Below are 14,836 nucleotides of genomic sequence, written 5' to 3'. Positions count from 1 at the left end.
CGGCGATCGGCTGGCCGGACGCGTCGAGTATCGAGCCGCGGGTGGCGTACAGGGTGACGTCGGCGGTCCGGTCGGCGGCGGCCTTCGCGGCGTAGCCCCCGGCATCGGTCACCTGGAGCTGCACGAGCCGGCCGCCGTAGAGCGAGAAGACGAAGGCGAGGGCGAACATTCCGGCCCGGATACGCCGCTTCGGGCGGCCCAGCCGCAGCGTCGATTTGGGCCGCTTGTTCGACGTCTCGTCGAACGCGGAGGGGCGCCGAGGAGGCTGCTGGTTCATTACGGACTCCTGTTGGAGGAGGTGTTGTTATCAGGGTTCATGCGTGCAGCGGCGGCGGTCTGCGTCGCGGCCGTGTGCGCCATCGGGACTGATGGCCGAAGAAGGCTCCCCCTTTCTCGGGCTCAAGGTTCGTTGCAGCACGGTGGTGCGGGCCGGTGGGCTTCATGGCCCCCGCTTGCGGGGCCGAGTTCAGTCTGAACAGTGCGGCCCGGCCGGCGCCACGCAAGGCGCTGGCAGCCGGGGAGATGGCAACATCTGCCCGTCACAGCCGTCGCGCATGACGATCTGGGCGGTGCCGCACGTGTCCTCGCTTCATAGCGGGTTACTCGCCCATGGCCACTCATATACGTATCGGCGCATACAGCGGGATTAGCGGGGCGAGGGTAGCCACTAGAACCAACTGGCACCCCATCGTTCGCCCGACTCGAAATCCTGCGCCCAGCCGAGGCCGTTCTGCCCTCGGCCTCGTCAATGGCGACAGGTCGCCCCGGCGGCGAGTATTGCGGCTGATAGGCACTGCAAGGCACGCTCCACGACCGACGGTGTCGATCCGGTCCGTGCGGCCCGCGCAACCGAGCGCCGGGCGCCGGAGTCATAACGGCCACCGAACTATTCTGTGGCCGGTGTATGACGCGGTCGAAGGCGGCTGCGACCGTCGCGGGCCGACGACGGTGTAGATGATGGGAGCGGAGCCTGTTGCGTGAGGTGAGCGTCGGCTTGCACGAGAGTGCCGCCTGTCTGCGCGTCTCGGGGGCCCCGTGCCACTGCTGACGACCATTGTGATCGCATCCGCACTGACCATTGCAGTCGTGAATATCAGACTGCTGGTATTGGCGGGTGCGCTGCGGGACCGGCTTGCTCCCGACGCCGTACGGGCGATGACGGTGTGTGAGCAATGGGAGGAGATCAAATCGCGGCTCGACGCGCGCTGCGAGGTCGTGGTTTGGATGGAGGAGGACCTGGGGCCGGACTGGGCCGCCGAGCTCGACGACGGGCTCACCCACGTGAACCCCTATGCAGCCGTGGCGGCGTACGAGCGGGCTTTCGCTCGACGCGGCCTCCCTCAAACCTGGCTCGCCGCCGACGGCGCGCGGCTTGTGGCGCGTCCCGCCCGCCGCACTGTTGCGCTGCCGAGTCCCCGACGGAAGAGGGTCCGCTCCGTGCGATCCTCGCAAGGGCCGAGTGCTGGGGGATGACGCTGCGGCGCCTTGCCGCATGCCCGTGTCGACCCAGTCACAGCGGTCTCCACTGCCGACCTGGTCGTCCCGGTGGCCGGCGGAGCCGCCCTGGGTGCCTGCGCGTAGCCAGGCTTGCTTGCGCATCCGGCAATGCGCGGCTCGGGCCGCCTTGTGGGTGGGGCTGGATGGCAGGTGCGCGAAGGTGAGGGCATGGTGAGGGTCCGGCCTACCTACCTCGCCGCCTGTGCCGCGGAATCCTGAGTGCAAGCCGCTCACACCGGGCCGGTGGAGCGGTTCGTGAACCGCGGGTCGTTCTGCCACCAGGGGCGGTAGCGTTCCTGGGCCGAGCCGTCGCCCGGGGCGTACTCGATCTCGGCGACTTCGAGATCCTCCTGCACCGAGCTTGCCGCGGCCGTTTCCTCCCGGTGCAGCCCGCGCCAGAGCGCGGCGAGTAGCGGGATGCTGGTGAGGTCTCCGACGATCCAGAACACCGCGCCGCCGACGGCCTGGTTCCAGGCCAGTCCCGAGGTCGCGCCCAGCCGTAACGGGGCGTAGAGCACGGCGTGCGGCAGCGTGCTGAACGAAGCGTAGTAGCCTCCGGCGACCAGGCCGCCACCGAGCCACAGCACAATAGACACCCCGGCATCGCCCACGCCTTCGATGAAGCTGATCCACACCGAGATCATGTGCGTGTACTGCTTGGGCGCCGGGTCGATCTGGATACGGCTCCAGAAGTACAGGAAGCCGACGGCGAGCAACTCCAGGTGCGATGTCTCGTCGACGAAGCTGTTGGTCAGAGAGGACAGATACCAGCCCGTGAAGTACAGGGCGTACGGCGTCACCAGGAGCAGGAGAGAGACGGTCGCCGGAAAGGTGAGCAGTCGCATCGGTCTCGACGCGATGATCCTGCGCGCCAGCCGCGCTCCGCGGCCTTCGCCGCTGGTCACGAGGGTGAGCGGCGCACTGCACGCCAGAAACAGAGGAGTCGTCATCAGCAGAAGACCGTTCTGCAGCGCCCGATCCCAGAAGAGCACCTTCTCGTAGTCGCCGATGAACGACATGGTCGAGAGCGTGAATAGGATCACGGAAACCGTGAAGCAGATGCTGCGCGAAACCGGCCACCGGCCGACCTCGCGCTGGTAGCGACGCACCCCCAGGGCATAACCCGCTACGCCGAGCAGTAGCGCCGCTAGCATCGCCGGATCGAACTTCCACGCGGTCAAAACCTCGCCCCAGTGCAGAGCAGAAGCCGGGCCACATCCCCGGCTCAGGCACCGCGCAGACGCCTCTGCCAGAACCATGATCCGCTGCTTTCGTCGGCCGCCGCTGCTATCGTGTCGTTGCACAAGCTTTTCGGTTACCGAAACTCTACGCGCTCTGTGGGCGGCTGGTGCCATCGGGGCGACTCGAGGCACGGCAGGGTTGGATCCATCGATCTCCGCCCGCAGTCCTTGTTTCGCCGGCAGGCCGCAAACGCGGACCTGTCCTGGAGCGCGTTGATGGGCGTGGACGGAATCCGGTGCGATTCACAGGTTGCGAGCAGGTCGCTGCCAACACCACGGATGAGGGGCGGTGTGGGACAGATGGCGGATAAGTCGGTCGGAGGCGAGGTCCCTGGAGACACCGGTGAGCCGCCGGATGCCGTCGCTGAGGAGACGGCGTCATCCACGGCCGGGGATGCGTCGGAGACGGGGCTCGGTGAATCCGCGCCCGAGGCCAGATCGGCTGCGATCCCGGTCTACGAGGCACCCGAGGTGGAGCCGGATGACGAGGACGGCGCGGAGCCGCTCGCCGGGCAGGAGCCTGACGATCCCGGGGAGGAGGGCCAGCCCGCGGTTTCCGCGCTCGAGGCGGATGGGGAGGACGCGGACGCCGCCGAAAGGCGGGGGGAGGTCGCAGACGGCACCGTTGATGAGGACGGCCCGATCGAGCCCGCGCCGAAGGCGACCGAGGTCGAAGACACGACGCTGATACCGAAGATCACCGAGTCCCGTGCGGCGAAGACGACCGTGCTGCCGCCGGTCTCCACCCCGAGATCCGGTACGGCGCACCGGGCGCCCGCCTCCGCATTGGCCGGCTACGGAGGCCGCGGCGCGAGCGCGTCCGGAGACCACCTGCCGCAGCAGGCTCCAGGCGCGCAGCCGACGCGGATCCAGCCCGCCGTTCCACAGGGCGAGCTTGATTCGATTCGGGCAAAGTCGGCGGTGCCCGGCGTCCCACCGCAGGCCGGCACGCCGCGCGGCTACCGCCCGCCGGAGTTCCACGCGGTCGACCCGCAGCGCTTCGAACTGCCGCAGCCGCGCGACTTCACGCTGGACCGGCGTGAACTCGACGGCGACGGCGATGAAGGCGGCAGGAGGCTGGGGCGCCGCGCCCTGATCGCGGGCGGCGGCATCGCGGTCGCCGCGGTCGCCGGGATGACCGCCGCGGGCGTCATCAAGCTGCCCGGCACGACGCCGAAGGTGCCGACCGTGGGCTTCGCCCCGGCCACCGACTCCGGCGCCTCCTCGGCGACGCAGACCGGCACCGCGTTCCTGACGGCGTGGCAGAACGGCGAGCTGGAGACGGCCGCGAACATCACCGACAATCCGACCGAGTCGCTGGCCGCGCTCAAGTGGTACAAGGAGAACCTCGGCGTCGTCGGCCTGGTGCTCAACCCGAACGCGGCCAACAGCGTCGGCTGGATGACCTTCGCGATCACCACGCAGGCCGGCTCGCCGATGGGCCAGTGGCAGTACCAGAGCGGCTTCGCGACCTATTCGAAGCAGATCGACGGCTACACCCGCTGGTTCGTGCAGTGGACGCCGCAGATCCTGTACGCCTCGCTCAAGTCGGGCTACCAGCTGAAGATCAAGAAGACCCCGGCCTCGGTCAAGGGCGTGGCGGACCGCAACGGCACGCTGATCGACACCACCGCGCACCCGAGCCTCGCCAGCCTGGTCAACGTCCTGATCAGCAAGGCGACGGTGACCGGCGCGACCGACGGCCAGCAGATCATCATGGTCAACGCCAAGGGCGAGCAGGTCGCGACGGTCGCCACGCTGACCGACCCGATCAACAACGGCACCGTCGCCAGCACGCTCGACATGAACGTGCAGAGCGCGGCCGACACGGCCGTCACCATGAACCCCCAGAGCTCGATGGTGGTCATCCAGCCGTCCACCGGGCACATCCTGGCGATCGCGAACAACACGACCAGCCAGTACTACGACGACGCGCTGCTGGCGCGGGTCGCGCCCGGATCCACTTTTAAGATCATCACCTCGGCGGCGCTGCTGAACTCCGGAATGGTCACCCCTTCGACCGACGCGCCCTGCCCGGCCACGCTGACCATCACGAACAACGTGTTGCACAACTCCGGCGGCGAGTCCGGCGACTACACCTACGGCGAAGACTTCGCGAAGTCCTGCAACAACGCCTTCTCCAGCTTCTACAACCACTCCGGAATGACCGCGAACCTGCTCGCGGACACGGCGAAGACCTACTTCGGGTTGAACCAGCCCTGGGACATCGGTGTTGGCGAGTCCGCGCAGTACATGACCGTGCAGGAGAACCTGAGCGGGGCGGGACTCGCGGAGTCGCTGGTCGGCCAGGACCAGATCGTCGCCTGCCCGCTGGCGATGTGCTCGGTGGCCGCGACGGTGGCGAACGGCAGCTTCAAGCAGCCGATCGTCGTGCCGAAGCAGACGCAGATCACCGCCACTCCGCTGCCGTCCGCGACGCGGGCCGCACTGAAGTCGATGATGTCGGATGTGATCGACTCGAGCATCGGAACGGCGTACGGCGTCGCATTCCCGCACAACGGCCACTTCCACGGCAAGACCGGCACCGCGGAGGTCGGCAGCGGCGCCGGCCTGTACAACAACGCCTGGTTCGTGGTCTTCGACGACCAGCACGACCTGTGCGTCGGCGCGCTCGTGATCAAAGGCACCTACGGTGCGTCTACCGCGGCCCCCGAGTGTCTGCACGTCTTCCAGAAACTCGGATACGCCTGAGGCCCGAGAACACGGAATGCTCCCAGATCCCTCAGCCCTTTTCGTGCATCGCGCGCCACGCCTGCCCGGTCGGAAACCGCAGGGGTCGCATCGCAGGGCGCGCGGTCCGGGACGACGCGGGACCTCGGGTCTGAAAGTGCCTCGCGTGCGCGCGAGGAGCGGTGGGGTGGGAACCCGCGGGAGGCGACGCGCGTCTTACCCCGCGTGAACATCTACAGTCGTGTAGAAGCAATTGTGGGCAAGCGTGATGCGCGGAGACGGGCTGTCTGTCGTTGGAATCGGACTGCGGGCCGTACTCGCTCGACGGCTGCCGGTATGCGTAATCGAAGAGCAGCGGCCCGTCCTCGCTTATTGAAGACCCCGGGGCGTGTATGCGATTCGAGAAGCACCCGCGCACTGCTCGACTTGCGCTCCGTGAGGCTTCTCCCGACGAGGTGCGCAACGAGCCGGCGCGGTACGTGCTCGGAGCCAAGCTGGCAAGCAGCTTCAGCCGAGCCGCCCGCCTACGCAGCTCGCCATGTGCCCGCAACGTCGTCGCCACCACGGACGCGGCGGCACCGCAGGGTAGCCGCACGCACGGTTCCGGCCCACAGGTTAACGGCCAGGCAAGGTGGCGCAGGTGACGAGTAAGACTTCGATGTCACAGCGTGCGCGTGAGCTGGCCCGGAACGCGAAGCGGCGCGGGCTTGTCCGGAGCAGGCGACGTAGACTGCCGTCGCACCTGCGCCGCAGGCTCGTGTGGGTGCTGCGCGGCATCCTCTGCGCGGTCCTCGCGGCCGCCGTGTACGTCGGCGTGACGATCTATCCGTATCTGACCGCCCCGGGGACCGACAGGGTCGCTGCGCGGGTCGCCGAATGGGGACGCGACCACCACCTGAGCTGGGCGGTGACCTGGCTGGAGAACCAGACCTACACCGCTCCGCCCGCCGGCGGCGCGCTCAGCGCCGAGCAGCGCAGGGCGCTGCTCGGCGGCCAAGGCTCCGCGCCGCATCCACATCCGACCGCCGCCGGCGCCGCACCGGTCGACCTTCCGGCGAACATCCCCGCCCAGGCTTCGCGCCCGCTGCCGGGAGAAGGCGTGTGGCACCCGGTGATCTACGGGCCTGCCGGAAACCCCGTACTCGAACAGGCGGCGCTGCGCCCCGATGATGTGCACACTTCGAAGCTTGCCTATGCGGTGTGGATGAACCAGAAGGCCCTGGCCTTCACGCTACACCCCGGCTACCAGCAGCCCGGCGGGAGTTGGCCGGTGCCCGACTCGCTGTCCGGTGCCGCGCTCAAGGGCCTGGTCGCCACCTGGAACGGCGGGTTCAAGGTGCACCCCGACGACGCGCTCGGCGGTTACTACGACAACGGCGTCACCGCGGTGCCGCTGGTGGCCGGAAAGGCCTCCGAGGTCTTTCACCGCGATGGCTCGCTCTCGATCGGAGCGTGGGGAACCGATGTGAGGATGGGACCCGGCGTGCTCGGCGTTCGGCAGAACCTCAGCCTGCTGGTCGACCACGGTGAGATCCAAGCGACCTTGGGTGCCGGATCCGGCACCCAGTGGGGATACACGATCAACAACGACTTCTACATCGCCCGCTCCGGCGTCGGCATCACCGCCACCGGAGACATCGTATACGTCAGCGGCTCCGCGCTGTCGGTCAGCACCCTCGCACACCTGCTCAAGGCGGCCGGCGCGGTCAACGCCATGGAACTGGACATCAACCCCGACTGGGTCTCGTTCATGACCTACAGCCGCGACCCGGTCAATCCCGACCCGGTCAAACTCTGGGACTTCGTCCAACCTGCAGGCCGCTACCTGCAGCCCTCCAGTCGCGACTTCGTCTCGGTGAACCTGCGATGAACACCACGCTGCCCCCTCGTGCGGATCAAGGTGCCGCACATACGCAGACTGCTCGAGTACCCGAGGAGCCGCGCAGCGGGCTGGCGCCTGAGACGAAGACCCCTCGCCCACGTCTGGCCGCTGTATTCGATGCTTTCGAAGGCGACTCTGACGACGCGCTCGAGTTCTATGTCGCTCTCGCTGACGAGTTGGGTGCGCACACAGTGGTCGATGTCGGCTGCGGGACCGGGCACCTCGCCGTACGCCTCGCAGCGACCGGCCGTAGCGTTACCGCGGTCGACCCGGCTGCGGTAGCACTGCGGGTTGCCTTGGCGAACCAAAGGGCAGAATCGGCCACGCGGATCCACGCCAACGCGACGGCGCTACCCGCCGTTGCTGCCGATCTAGCGGTCATCACCGGCGATGTGGCGCAAGCGATTCTCGCCGACAACGAGTGGGCTCAGACGCTCAGGGCCCGTCGGGCGCGCACTGCGGCCGGGGGGCCGTCTGGCTCTCGAGATCACACGCCCCACACTGCGCGTCTGGTTGGACCTTGCGCGCCAGTCGGCCGAACCGCTCACCGCAGACCTGCCCGGCCTCGGACTGGTGCAGCGGCAAGTGGAGGTGACCGCAGTGGAGTTGCCGTTCATCTCGTTACGGCACAGCTACCGCTTCGCGTCCGGCGGCGCGGTGTTGACCTGCGGCTCGACCCTGCGGCTCCGCAGCCGAGGCGAAGTGGAGGCCGACCTAGCGGCCCACGGCTTCCGGGTGCTCGACGTCCGTGACGCTCCCGATCGCCCGGGGGGCGCGAGTACATGTTCATCGCCGAGAACACGACCTAGACACTCGATCATTACAGGTGTTCTGTGGTCGAGGTCGAAACATCGGCGGACGGAGCCAGGCTGGCCGCGGGGGCTGGTGCGTCCCCCGCTACTCCTGCTGCAGCCACCAAGGCGGGGCGCGGTCGGCCCGTCTGCTTGGCGCGACCTCGCGCGGCGGCCACAGAGCACCTCCGGGTGCCGCTGGCGGCGCGAATTCGGTGGATGGGTGCGTTCGACCTGTCGCCTCAGGGCGACGGCGCGCATCCGTGTGCTGCGGCTGGAGGTTCGCTGGATGGAGCGCGGTTCCGCCTCGTCGGTGCGCAGCGCAGCCGGGCGCCGCGGTAGATCAGCGAGAGGTTGACCGGCACCGGGACGACGACTTCAGGGCGACACCGGTGACGGCGGCGAGCAGGCCGAGATGCGGGGTGAGCAGGCCCGGCCGCCGTGGCGGCGATGGCAAAGGCGTAGCCGAGCGCCGCGAAGAAGTGGTCGCAATGGTGCTCGCCCGGGATGCGGGCGGGTCTGCCGTCGGCGTCGTTGGCCGGCGTGCGGGTGATGGTGCGCATCTTATGCTCACGGTTCCGATCGCGTCGTGACGGTTGCCCGTCGGCCGAGGAGAGCGGAAAGACCCCGATGGGGGTGTGGGCCCGGATGGCCTTTCAGCTGGCTGTGGACGAACTGGAGGAGCCCGGGCCGCTAAGTGCAGTGCTCATACGCGAGCCGCCTCCTTCTCCGGCACGTGGGCGAGGGCGTTCTTGCGAACAGGCGCCGGGCCCGCATATGCACGAAGAGGTAGCCAAACCCGGTGGTAATCGGGAACGAGAGCGCCGCGAAGAACAGGAACACGGGAACGAAGCGTTCGAGCCCTGGGGCCGCACGCCCGACGCCGTAGCCGACGAGCGTTGTCGTGCTCGTCCAGACCAGACCGCCGGACACCTGCCAGGCGGTGAACCGCGCAGCTGGGACGCACAGCAAGCCCGACAAAGTGCCTGCAACCGAGCGGGGCCACCGGGACGAACCTCGCCGCGACCAGGGCCGGACCGTAGCCACGACGCTCGTACTTTGCTCGAAGCGTGTCGTGGCCCGCTGGACGTGCCGGCTGCGCGGGCCAGGCGGCAGTACCCGTGTGCCAAAGCGACCGCGCCGATACCCGGGGGATTGGCCCTTGAGCGTGGACACCCTGATCATTGGATCGTGAAGATCCGAAGGACAGGAGCCCTCGTTGGGGACCTTTCGATACTCTGCTGAGTTCCGTACCGACGCGGTCGCGCTGGTACGTTCCTCGGACAGGCCGCTCGCCCAGGTGGCGCGGGACCTCGGCGTTAACCATGAGACACTGCGCCAGTGGGTCAAGGCGGCCGAGCGCACCGAGGACCCCGGGCGGTGGTGATCTGGTGTTCGGGGAAGATCGACGCTGAGGCACAGCCTGCGTTGGCGGGCGCGTTCGAGATCTCCTCGATTCCGACGCTAATGATCGGTGCCCTGCCCGAAGCAGCGCCCGACGAGTTGATTGACAAGGCGCGCGCCCTGGACATGGACGAGGTGCGTGGCAAGTTCGCCGTGCAGCGGGAGGCGTAGAGCGGGGCGATGTACGCGGGTTTACGTGCTCTGCCGCCCTCATGGGCTAGGCCCCGACCCTCTGTGAGGGCGGGGACGACCTCCATACCGTGGGCATGCAGGCGCCGGCCGTACCCTCAGTCCACGCACTGGGGGTACGGCCGGTTGCTTTGCTGAACTCGCCGACAGGAACCTCACGGGTACCGCGTCGCTGAGCACGCCGCGTTCGCCGGGCTTTCGCTTGAGCGGTTCGCCACCTGCTTGCGCATGAGGCGAACCGCGCATCTTTAAGGCGAATGCGGCTTGGACATGGTTTTCACCGATTCAGGCGTTTCGGTTTCCGAACAGCCGCGAGAGCAGTCCGCCGCCGCTGCCCCGCTCGGCGGGGCCGCAGGCGCAGCGCTGGGACCGGGGCACTCCGGCGAGTACCTGTTCGACGTGGTTGCCGCAGCCGCGGTAGGTGGCCTTGCCGCAGGTCTTGCACGTGGCACGCTGGCACATGGTGGTATCTCCCTTTCTTGTTGGTGTTCTGTCATCCGGCCAGTGTCAGGCCGGCTCGGATGGCGACGTAGCCGGCGACGAGCACCAGCAGCACGGCGAACGCTCGCTTGAGTGTTTCGGCCGGCAGACGGTAGGCCACGTTCCGGCCCGCGAAGGAGCCCGCGAGCGCGGCGGCGATGAACGGCGCGAGCAGCGCCCAGTGGAGCTGCATATGCCCGGTTCGGGCAAGCAGCGCCGCGGCGGAGTTGATGGCTATCACGAGCAGCGAGGTGCCTACGGCGTCGGCCATCGTGTATCCGAGGGCCGTCACGAGGACCGGCACGATGACGAAGCCGCCGCCGACGCCGAGGAAGCCCGTGATGAACCCGACCGCGGAGCCGGCGATCAAGAGCTTGACGATTCCGGAGACTGAGAAGCGCGCTCCGGGTTGATCGGCGACAGGTGGCGAGGGCGCCAGCGTGAGCACCGCGGTTCCGCCGCCCGACGGTGCACTCGGTGAGGGTGCCGGGGCGATCCGTACGCGATCGTCGGTTGCGCTCTTGGGAGGGGCGGCGCCGCGCTTGAGCATCGCGATCGCGGCGGTGAGCATCAGCGCAGCGAAGGCGAGCATCAGCACCTGCGGATCGACGCGCGTGTTGGCGGCGGTGCCCGCGTAGGACGCGGCGAGTCCGGCTAGTCCGAAGGCAAGCCCCGGGCCCCAGCGTACGTGGCCCGCGCGAGCATGGGCGATTGTCGCGGCGAGCGCCGAGACACCGACGATGACCAGGCTCTCGGTCGTCGCGACGTGGGCGGATTCGCCGAGCAGGTAGACGAGGGCGGGCACGGTGAGGATCGAGCCGCCGCCGCCGAGCGCGCCGAGGCTCAGGCCGATCGCGAGCCCGACGGCGAGCACCGCCGCCGTGATCATCCGACCGGCTCCGGTACGGCGGCGGATATCGCTCCTGCCCGCAGCGCGGCGTCGAAGTCGTCGTCGACGTGCACGACGGTGCGTCCGCGGGCGGCCAGCAGCGAGGCTGCGATGGAGGCGCGGTAGCCGGCCGCGCAGTGCACCCAGATCTCGCCGTCGGGGACCTCGTCGATCCGCGCGAGCAGTTCGTGCAGCGGGATCAGGAGGGCGTCGGGCAGGTGCGCCTGGGCGTGTTCGAGCTTGCGGCGCACGTCGAGGACGGCGACCGGCCGATGGTGGCGCACGTGGGCGAGTTCCGCGAATCCCGCGCGCGGATACGACCCCGGCAGTTGGTCGCCGGCCCAGTCCCTGACGGAGCCGGTGGCGTGCGCCGCGGGATCGACGCCGATGCGGCTCAGTTCGCGGCGGGCTTCGAGGATCTGCTCGGGCGTCTCGCCGAGCAGGGTGATGCTCGCGTCGGCGGGGATGACCCAGCCGAGGTAGGTGGCGAACGAGCCGTCGAGTCCGATGTTCACGCTGCCGATGACGTGCTCGGCGGCGAACGCGACGCGGTTGCGCAGGTCGATGACCCAGCCGCCGTCCTCCAGGCTTGCGCGGATCTCGGCGGCGTCGGCCCGGCGCGGCGCGTCCAGCACGCCGGCGGCGGGACCGGCGAGGTTGGCCGAGGCCATCCGCGCATAATAGGCGGGCCACGCGTCGAGGCCGGACAGCAGCGTGTCGACGAACTCCGCAAGGCCGAGGGTGACGGCCGGGTTCAAGGCCTTCTCGACGCCGATCGTCGAGGCCGCGGCGGTGCTCTGGCTTGCGGAGCAGAAGCTGCCGAATCCGTGCGTGGGCAGCACCAGGGTGTCCTCCGGCAGTTCGGCCAGGCGCTGGGCGGAGGCGTGCTGGTGACGGGCGAGCGCGTCGGTGTGTTCCGGTCCGAGCAGGTCGGGCCGTCCGACCGCGCCGTACAGCAGCGAGCCTCCGGTGAAGACCCCGACGGGTTTCCAACCCGTCTCCTCGCGCTCCTCGAGCAGGTAGGCCAGGTGCGTGAACGTGTGTCCCGGCGTGGCCAGCACCCTGACGCGCATCCGGTCGCCGACCGGCACGGTCTCGCCGTCGCGGATCGGAGTGTGCGCCATGGCGACCGGGTCTTCGTCGTTGACGTGGTAGGCGGCGCCGGTGGCCTCGGCGAGCGCGAACCCGCCGGTGACGTAGTCGTTGTGGATGTGCGTCTCGAACACGTGCGTGATCCGCACGCCCTCGTCGGCGGCCAGCTTGAGCACCCGGTCGATATCGCGCTGCGGATCGATCACCAACGCTACCCGGCCGTCGTGGGCGAGGTAGCTGCGATCGCCGAGGGTCGGGGTGTCGACCGAGGAGATCAAAACCATGATTCCAGTCCTTCCGAGGGCTCTCGTTCAGCGTTCCCGTGCGCCGAGGACGACAGGACGGCCCGCCTGCGCCCACGCCGCGGTCCCGCCCGCGACCGAGTAGGCGTCGAGCCCCACCCGGCGCAGCATCCCGGCCGCGGCCTTGCTCCGGTTGCCCGACGCGCAGATCACGTAGACCGGCTCCGTGCTCGGTAGTTGCGTGACGACCGAAACGAGATGGGCCAGCGGCGTCAGCCGGGCGCCGGGAACGTGCCCGGCCACGTACTCGTAGTCCTCGCGCACATCGATGACGTAGCCGCCGGCGGCATGGGCCGCCGCGAAGGCGTCGGGATCTATCTCCAGCATTCCGGTGGTCTCCTCACCGTGGATCCACATACCCCGGGGGGTATCCGTAAGTCACAGTAAACGCCTACCCGGGGTGCCCGTCAAGCCAGGTCATATACCCCCTGGTGTATGACGGGTCGCAGTGCCTCCGAATCGTCGGCGGATCAGTGCGGGCGCGCGATGACACGGCGCACGATGCCGCCGAGCCGCGCTTCGGAGTGGACGATCGTGAAGCCCGCCTGCGCGGCGAGCACTTCCGGTTCCCGCGTGAGGTGTTCGCCGAAGCGGGGCGCGGTCCAGTGCTCAAGGAGGCGTTGCAGTGCCGCGATGGCGCGCCATGAAGATGTGGAGTGCTCGATCAGCACCAGTTGCCCGTCGGGTCGCAGTACGCGGCGAACCTCCGTCAGGACCGCGAGTGGTTCGGGCATAGCGCAGAGTGTGAGTGTCGAGACCGCGGTGTCGATCGTGGCTGCGGCGAGCGGAAGGCGTGCGGCATCCGCGGCGATCACCGTCGCGCGTAGAGCGCGGGTGCGGGCAGCGGCTCGGGTCAGCATGCCCAGGGAGACATCCACGCCGACCGGTGCCGGCGCCTGCGCGCCGAGCGCGTGGCGCAGTTCGGCCAGGGTGCGTCCGGTTCCGGTGCCGATCTCGAGGGTCCGGCCGCGTGCGATGCGCGCCGCCCACAGGCGCGCGTCCGCCAGCAGGAGCTTCTCGAAGGGGGCGATCAGCACGTCGTAACAGGGGGCGAGGCGGTCGTAGAGTTCAGCGCGCCGCCTCCATCCGTCGCCGCGGCCGCCGGATGTCATAGCCTTGTTATGCCGACTGGTTCGCGACGGTGTCCAGGGCGGCGTTGAGCTTCGTGGCCGCCTGGGCGGCGATGGGCGAAAGGCTCGCGTCGCCGGTGGCCTCGACCATGATGTTCGGGTCGAGGGCTTCGACCACCGTGCGGCCCTCGTGTAGGCGCACCACGACGTTGCACGGCAGCAGCAGTCCGATCGACGGATCGGCGGACAGGGCGCGGTGCGCGAGCGGCGGGTTGCACGCGCCGAGGATGAGATACGGCTGCATCTGCTCGCCGAGCTTCTCGCGCATGGTGGCCTGCACGTCGATCTCGGTCAAGACTCCGAAGCCTTGCTCCTTGAGCGCGGCTCGCACCTTCTCGACGACCTCGTCGTGGGGCCGGTCGAGGGTGATGGCGGTTCCGTAGGACATGGCACGCACCTTTCGAGGGTCCTGACAGGCGGTGTTCGTCGGTCAGGCGAGGGAGAGGAAGAGCTTTTCCATCTTCGCGACGCTCGTGGCACGCTCGGCGGCGTCCTCCGAGGCCACGCACTGCTCGAGCCCGCTGGCGATCACCGTGAACCCGGCCCGGTCCAGGGCCTTGGAGACGGCGGCGAGCTGCGTGACGACCTCGGCGCAGTCGCGGCCGGCTTCGAGCATCGCGATCACGCCGCGGATCTGCCCCTCGGCGCGGCGCAGCCGCTTGGTGACCTGCTCCACGGTCTCGGTCTCGATCTGCATCGGCGGTTCCTTTCAATCTGCTGCACACCAGTATACCCCAAGGGGTATTTGCGCCACCCCGGATGCCTCGAGTTAAGATCCTCTGAGATATACCCCTGGGGGTATGGTCCTTCCGTGTGAGGAGAGCGGCGTGACTTTTGCGAAAATCGAGGATCAGGTCGGAATGGAGCGGGGGCAGGAGCCGCCGCCGGGCGTGCTGGGGCGGATCGGGCTGGTCGCGGCCCGGCGCTTCCGGACCACGGTGCTGCTGTGGCTGGTGCTGGTGGCCGGGCTCGGCGCGCTGGCGCCGCAGGTGACCAGCGTGCTCGCCGGAGCGGGATGGCAGGCGTCCGGATCGCAGTCCGTGCAGGTGCGCGATCTGGTCGACCGGCACTTCGGCGGGACCGGGTCCACCGCGATCCAGGTCGTGGTGCACGCCGACGGGTCGGTCGCCGACCCGGCGGCGCGCGCGGTGCTCGCGAAGGCGACGGGCCTGCTTCAGGCGAACCGGAGCGTGGCCGAGGTGATCCAGCCGCGCCCCGGGCTCACGGTCAGCGCGGACGGGCACACCG

General features: G+C 69.0%; 14 protein-coding genes and 2 pseudogenes. 7 read left to right on the top strand and 9 right to left on the bottom strand.

The annotated features are described in order from the left end of the window. Positions 1-277: pseudogene (locus KDK95_RS30925) on the bottom strand (peptidoglycan D,D-transpeptidase FtsI family protein); the annotation flags it as partial. Between the two features lie 809 nt (positions 278-1,086). On the opposite strand from KDK95_RS30925, the gene KDK95_RS30920 reads away from it, so the two are divergent. Beyond that, positions 1,087-1,473: a hypothetical protein gene (locus KDK95_RS30920; protein ID WP_212521880.1), complete on the top strand. Its 387-nt coding sequence runs from the start codon at positions 1,087-1,089 to the stop codon at positions 1,471-1,473. Between the two features lie 254 nt (positions 1,474-1,727). Here the strand turns inward: KDK95_RS30920 and KDK95_RS30915 are convergent, their stop codons facing one another. Further along, a complete protein-coding gene (locus KDK95_RS30915) occupies positions 1,728-2,756 on the bottom strand; it encodes a cytochrome c oxidase assembly protein (protein ID WP_212521879.1) in 1,029 nt (342 codons plus the stop codon). 282 nt (positions 2,757-3,038) lie between these two features. Between KDK95_RS30915 and KDK95_RS30910 the strand changes: the two genes are divergently transcribed. From KDK95_RS30910 to KDK95_RS30890, 5 genes are all read left to right on the top strand, one after another. Continuing rightward, a complete protein-coding gene (locus KDK95_RS30910; RefSeq protein ID WP_212521878.1) occupies positions 3,039-5,450 on the top strand; it encodes a penicillin-binding transpeptidase domain-containing protein in 2,412 nt (803 codons plus the stop codon). Between the two features lie 619 nt (positions 5,451-6,069). Then, the gene (locus tag KDK95_RS37520) at positions 6,070-7,299 is read left to right on the top strand and encodes a phosphodiester glycosidase family protein (RefSeq protein ID WP_212521877.1); all 1,230 of its coding nucleotides are present in this window, start codon (positions 6,070-6,072) and stop codon (positions 7,297-7,299) included. Further along, complete coding sequence (locus tag KDK95_RS37515) at positions 7,296-8,063, top strand: methyltransferase domain-containing protein (protein WP_212521876.1); 768 nt, start codon at positions 7,296-7,298, stop codon at positions 8,061-8,063. Before KDK95_RS37520 ends, KDK95_RS37515 begins: the two co-directional genes overlap by 4 nt. A 1,258-nt stretch (positions 8,064-9,321) precedes the next feature. After that, positions 9,322-9,489 (top strand): transposase, encoded by a 168-nt coding sequence (locus tag KDK95_RS38425; RefSeq protein ID WP_212521875.1) that lies wholly within the window; start codon positions 9,322-9,324, stop codon positions 9,487-9,489. Beyond that, positions 9,483-9,677: a hypothetical protein gene (locus KDK95_RS30890; RefSeq protein WP_212521874.1), complete on the top strand. Its 195-nt coding sequence runs from the start codon at positions 9,483-9,485 to the stop codon at positions 9,675-9,677. The genes KDK95_RS38425 and KDK95_RS30890 overlap by 7 nt, the downstream gene beginning before the upstream one ends. 303 nt (positions 9,678-9,980) lie before the next feature. Here the strand turns inward: KDK95_RS30890 and KDK95_RS30885 are convergent, their stop codons facing one another. The 7 genes from KDK95_RS30885 to KDK95_RS30855 all read right to left on the bottom strand — a co-directional run bounded on the left by KDK95_RS30885 (position 9,981) and on the right by KDK95_RS30855 (position 14,285). Further along, positions 9,981-10,157 (bottom strand): DUF8730 family Cys-rich protein, encoded by a 177-nt coding sequence (locus KDK95_RS30885; protein WP_212521873.1) that lies wholly within the window; start codon positions 10,155-10,157, stop codon positions 9,981-9,983. Positions 10,158-10,188: 31 nt separating this feature from the next. Further along, a complete protein-coding gene (locus tag KDK95_RS30880; protein WP_212521872.1) occupies positions 10,189-11,064 on the bottom strand; it encodes a sulfite exporter TauE/SafE family protein in 876 nt (291 codons plus the stop codon). After that, positions 11,061-12,440, bottom strand: coding sequence for an MBL fold metallo-hydrolase (locus KDK95_RS30875; RefSeq protein WP_212521871.1), 1,380 nt, complete (start codon positions 12,438-12,440; stop codon positions 11,061-11,063). Before KDK95_RS30875 ends, KDK95_RS30880 begins: the two co-directional genes overlap by 4 nt. A gap of 27 nt (positions 12,441-12,467) precedes the next feature. After that, positions 12,468-12,815 (bottom strand): rhodanese-like domain-containing protein, encoded by a 348-nt coding sequence (locus KDK95_RS30870; RefSeq protein ID WP_212521870.1) that lies wholly within the window; start codon positions 12,813-12,815, stop codon positions 12,468-12,470. Positions 12,816-12,928: 113 nt separating this feature from the next. Next, positions 12,929-13,570, bottom strand: coding sequence for a class I SAM-dependent methyltransferase (locus tag KDK95_RS30865; RefSeq protein WP_212521869.1), 642 nt, complete (start codon positions 13,568-13,570; stop codon positions 12,929-12,931). A 7-nt stretch (positions 13,571-13,577) separates the two neighbouring features. Continuing rightward, complete coding sequence (locus tag KDK95_RS30860; protein WP_212521868.1) at positions 13,578-13,976, bottom strand: DUF302 domain-containing protein; 399 nt, start codon at positions 13,974-13,976, stop codon at positions 13,578-13,580. A 42-nt stretch (positions 13,977-14,018) separates the two neighbouring features. Continuing rightward, complete coding sequence (locus KDK95_RS30855; protein WP_212521867.1) at positions 14,019-14,285, bottom strand: metal-sensitive transcriptional regulator; 267 nt, start codon at positions 14,283-14,285, stop codon at positions 14,019-14,021. A 130-nt stretch (positions 14,286-14,415) separates the two neighbouring features. Here KDK95_RS30855 and KDK95_RS30850 point away from each other — a divergent pair. Further along, a pseudogene (locus KDK95_RS30850) lies at positions 14,416-14,836 on the top strand (MMPL family transporter); the annotation flags it as partial.

Source organism: Actinospica acidithermotolerans, from assembly GCF_018139625.1.
Lineage (GTDB): Bacteria > Actinomycetota > Actinomycetes > Streptomycetales > Catenulisporaceae > Actinospica > Actinospica acidithermotolerans.
This window is presented reverse-complemented; position numbering and strand designations above follow the sequence as displayed.

Coding starts and splice junctions, on each gene's coding strand:
- KDK95_RS30865 (WP_212521869.1), bottom strand. CDS start 13,570: ATGACATCCGGCGGCCGCGGCGACGGATGGAGGCGGCGCGCTGAACTC.
- KDK95_RS37515 (WP_212521876.1), top strand. CDS start 7,296: ATGAACACCACGCTGCCCCCTCGTGCGGATCAAGGTGCCGCACATACG.
- KDK95_RS30870 (WP_212521870.1), bottom strand. CDS start 12,815: ATGTGGATCCACGGTGAGGAGACCACCGGAATGCTGGAGATAGATCCC.
- KDK95_RS30875 (WP_212521871.1), bottom strand. CDS start 12,440: ATGGTTTTGATCTCCTCGGTCGACACCCCGACCCTCGGCGATCGCAGC.
- KDK95_RS30880 (WP_212521872.1), bottom strand. CDS start 11,064: ATGATCACGGCGGCGGTGCTCGCCGTCGGGCTCGCGATCGGCCTGAGC.
- KDK95_RS30910 (WP_212521878.1), top strand. CDS start 3,039: ATGGCGGATAAGTCGGTCGGAGGCGAGGTCCCTGGAGACACCGGTGAG.
- KDK95_RS30885 (WP_212521873.1), bottom strand. CDS start 10,157: ATGTGCCAGCGTGCCACGTGCAAGACCTGCGGCAAGGCCACCTACCGC.
- KDK95_RS30915 (WP_212521879.1), bottom strand. CDS start 2,756: ATGGTTCTGGCAGAGGCGTCTGCGCGGTGCCTGAGCCGGGGATGTGGC.
- KDK95_RS30860 (WP_212521868.1), bottom strand. CDS start 13,976: ATGTCCTACGGAACCGCCATCACCCTCGACCGGCCCCACGACGAGGTC.
- KDK95_RS30855 (WP_212521867.1), bottom strand. CDS start 14,285: ATGCAGATCGAGACCGAGACCGTGGAGCAGGTCACCAAGCGGCTGCGC.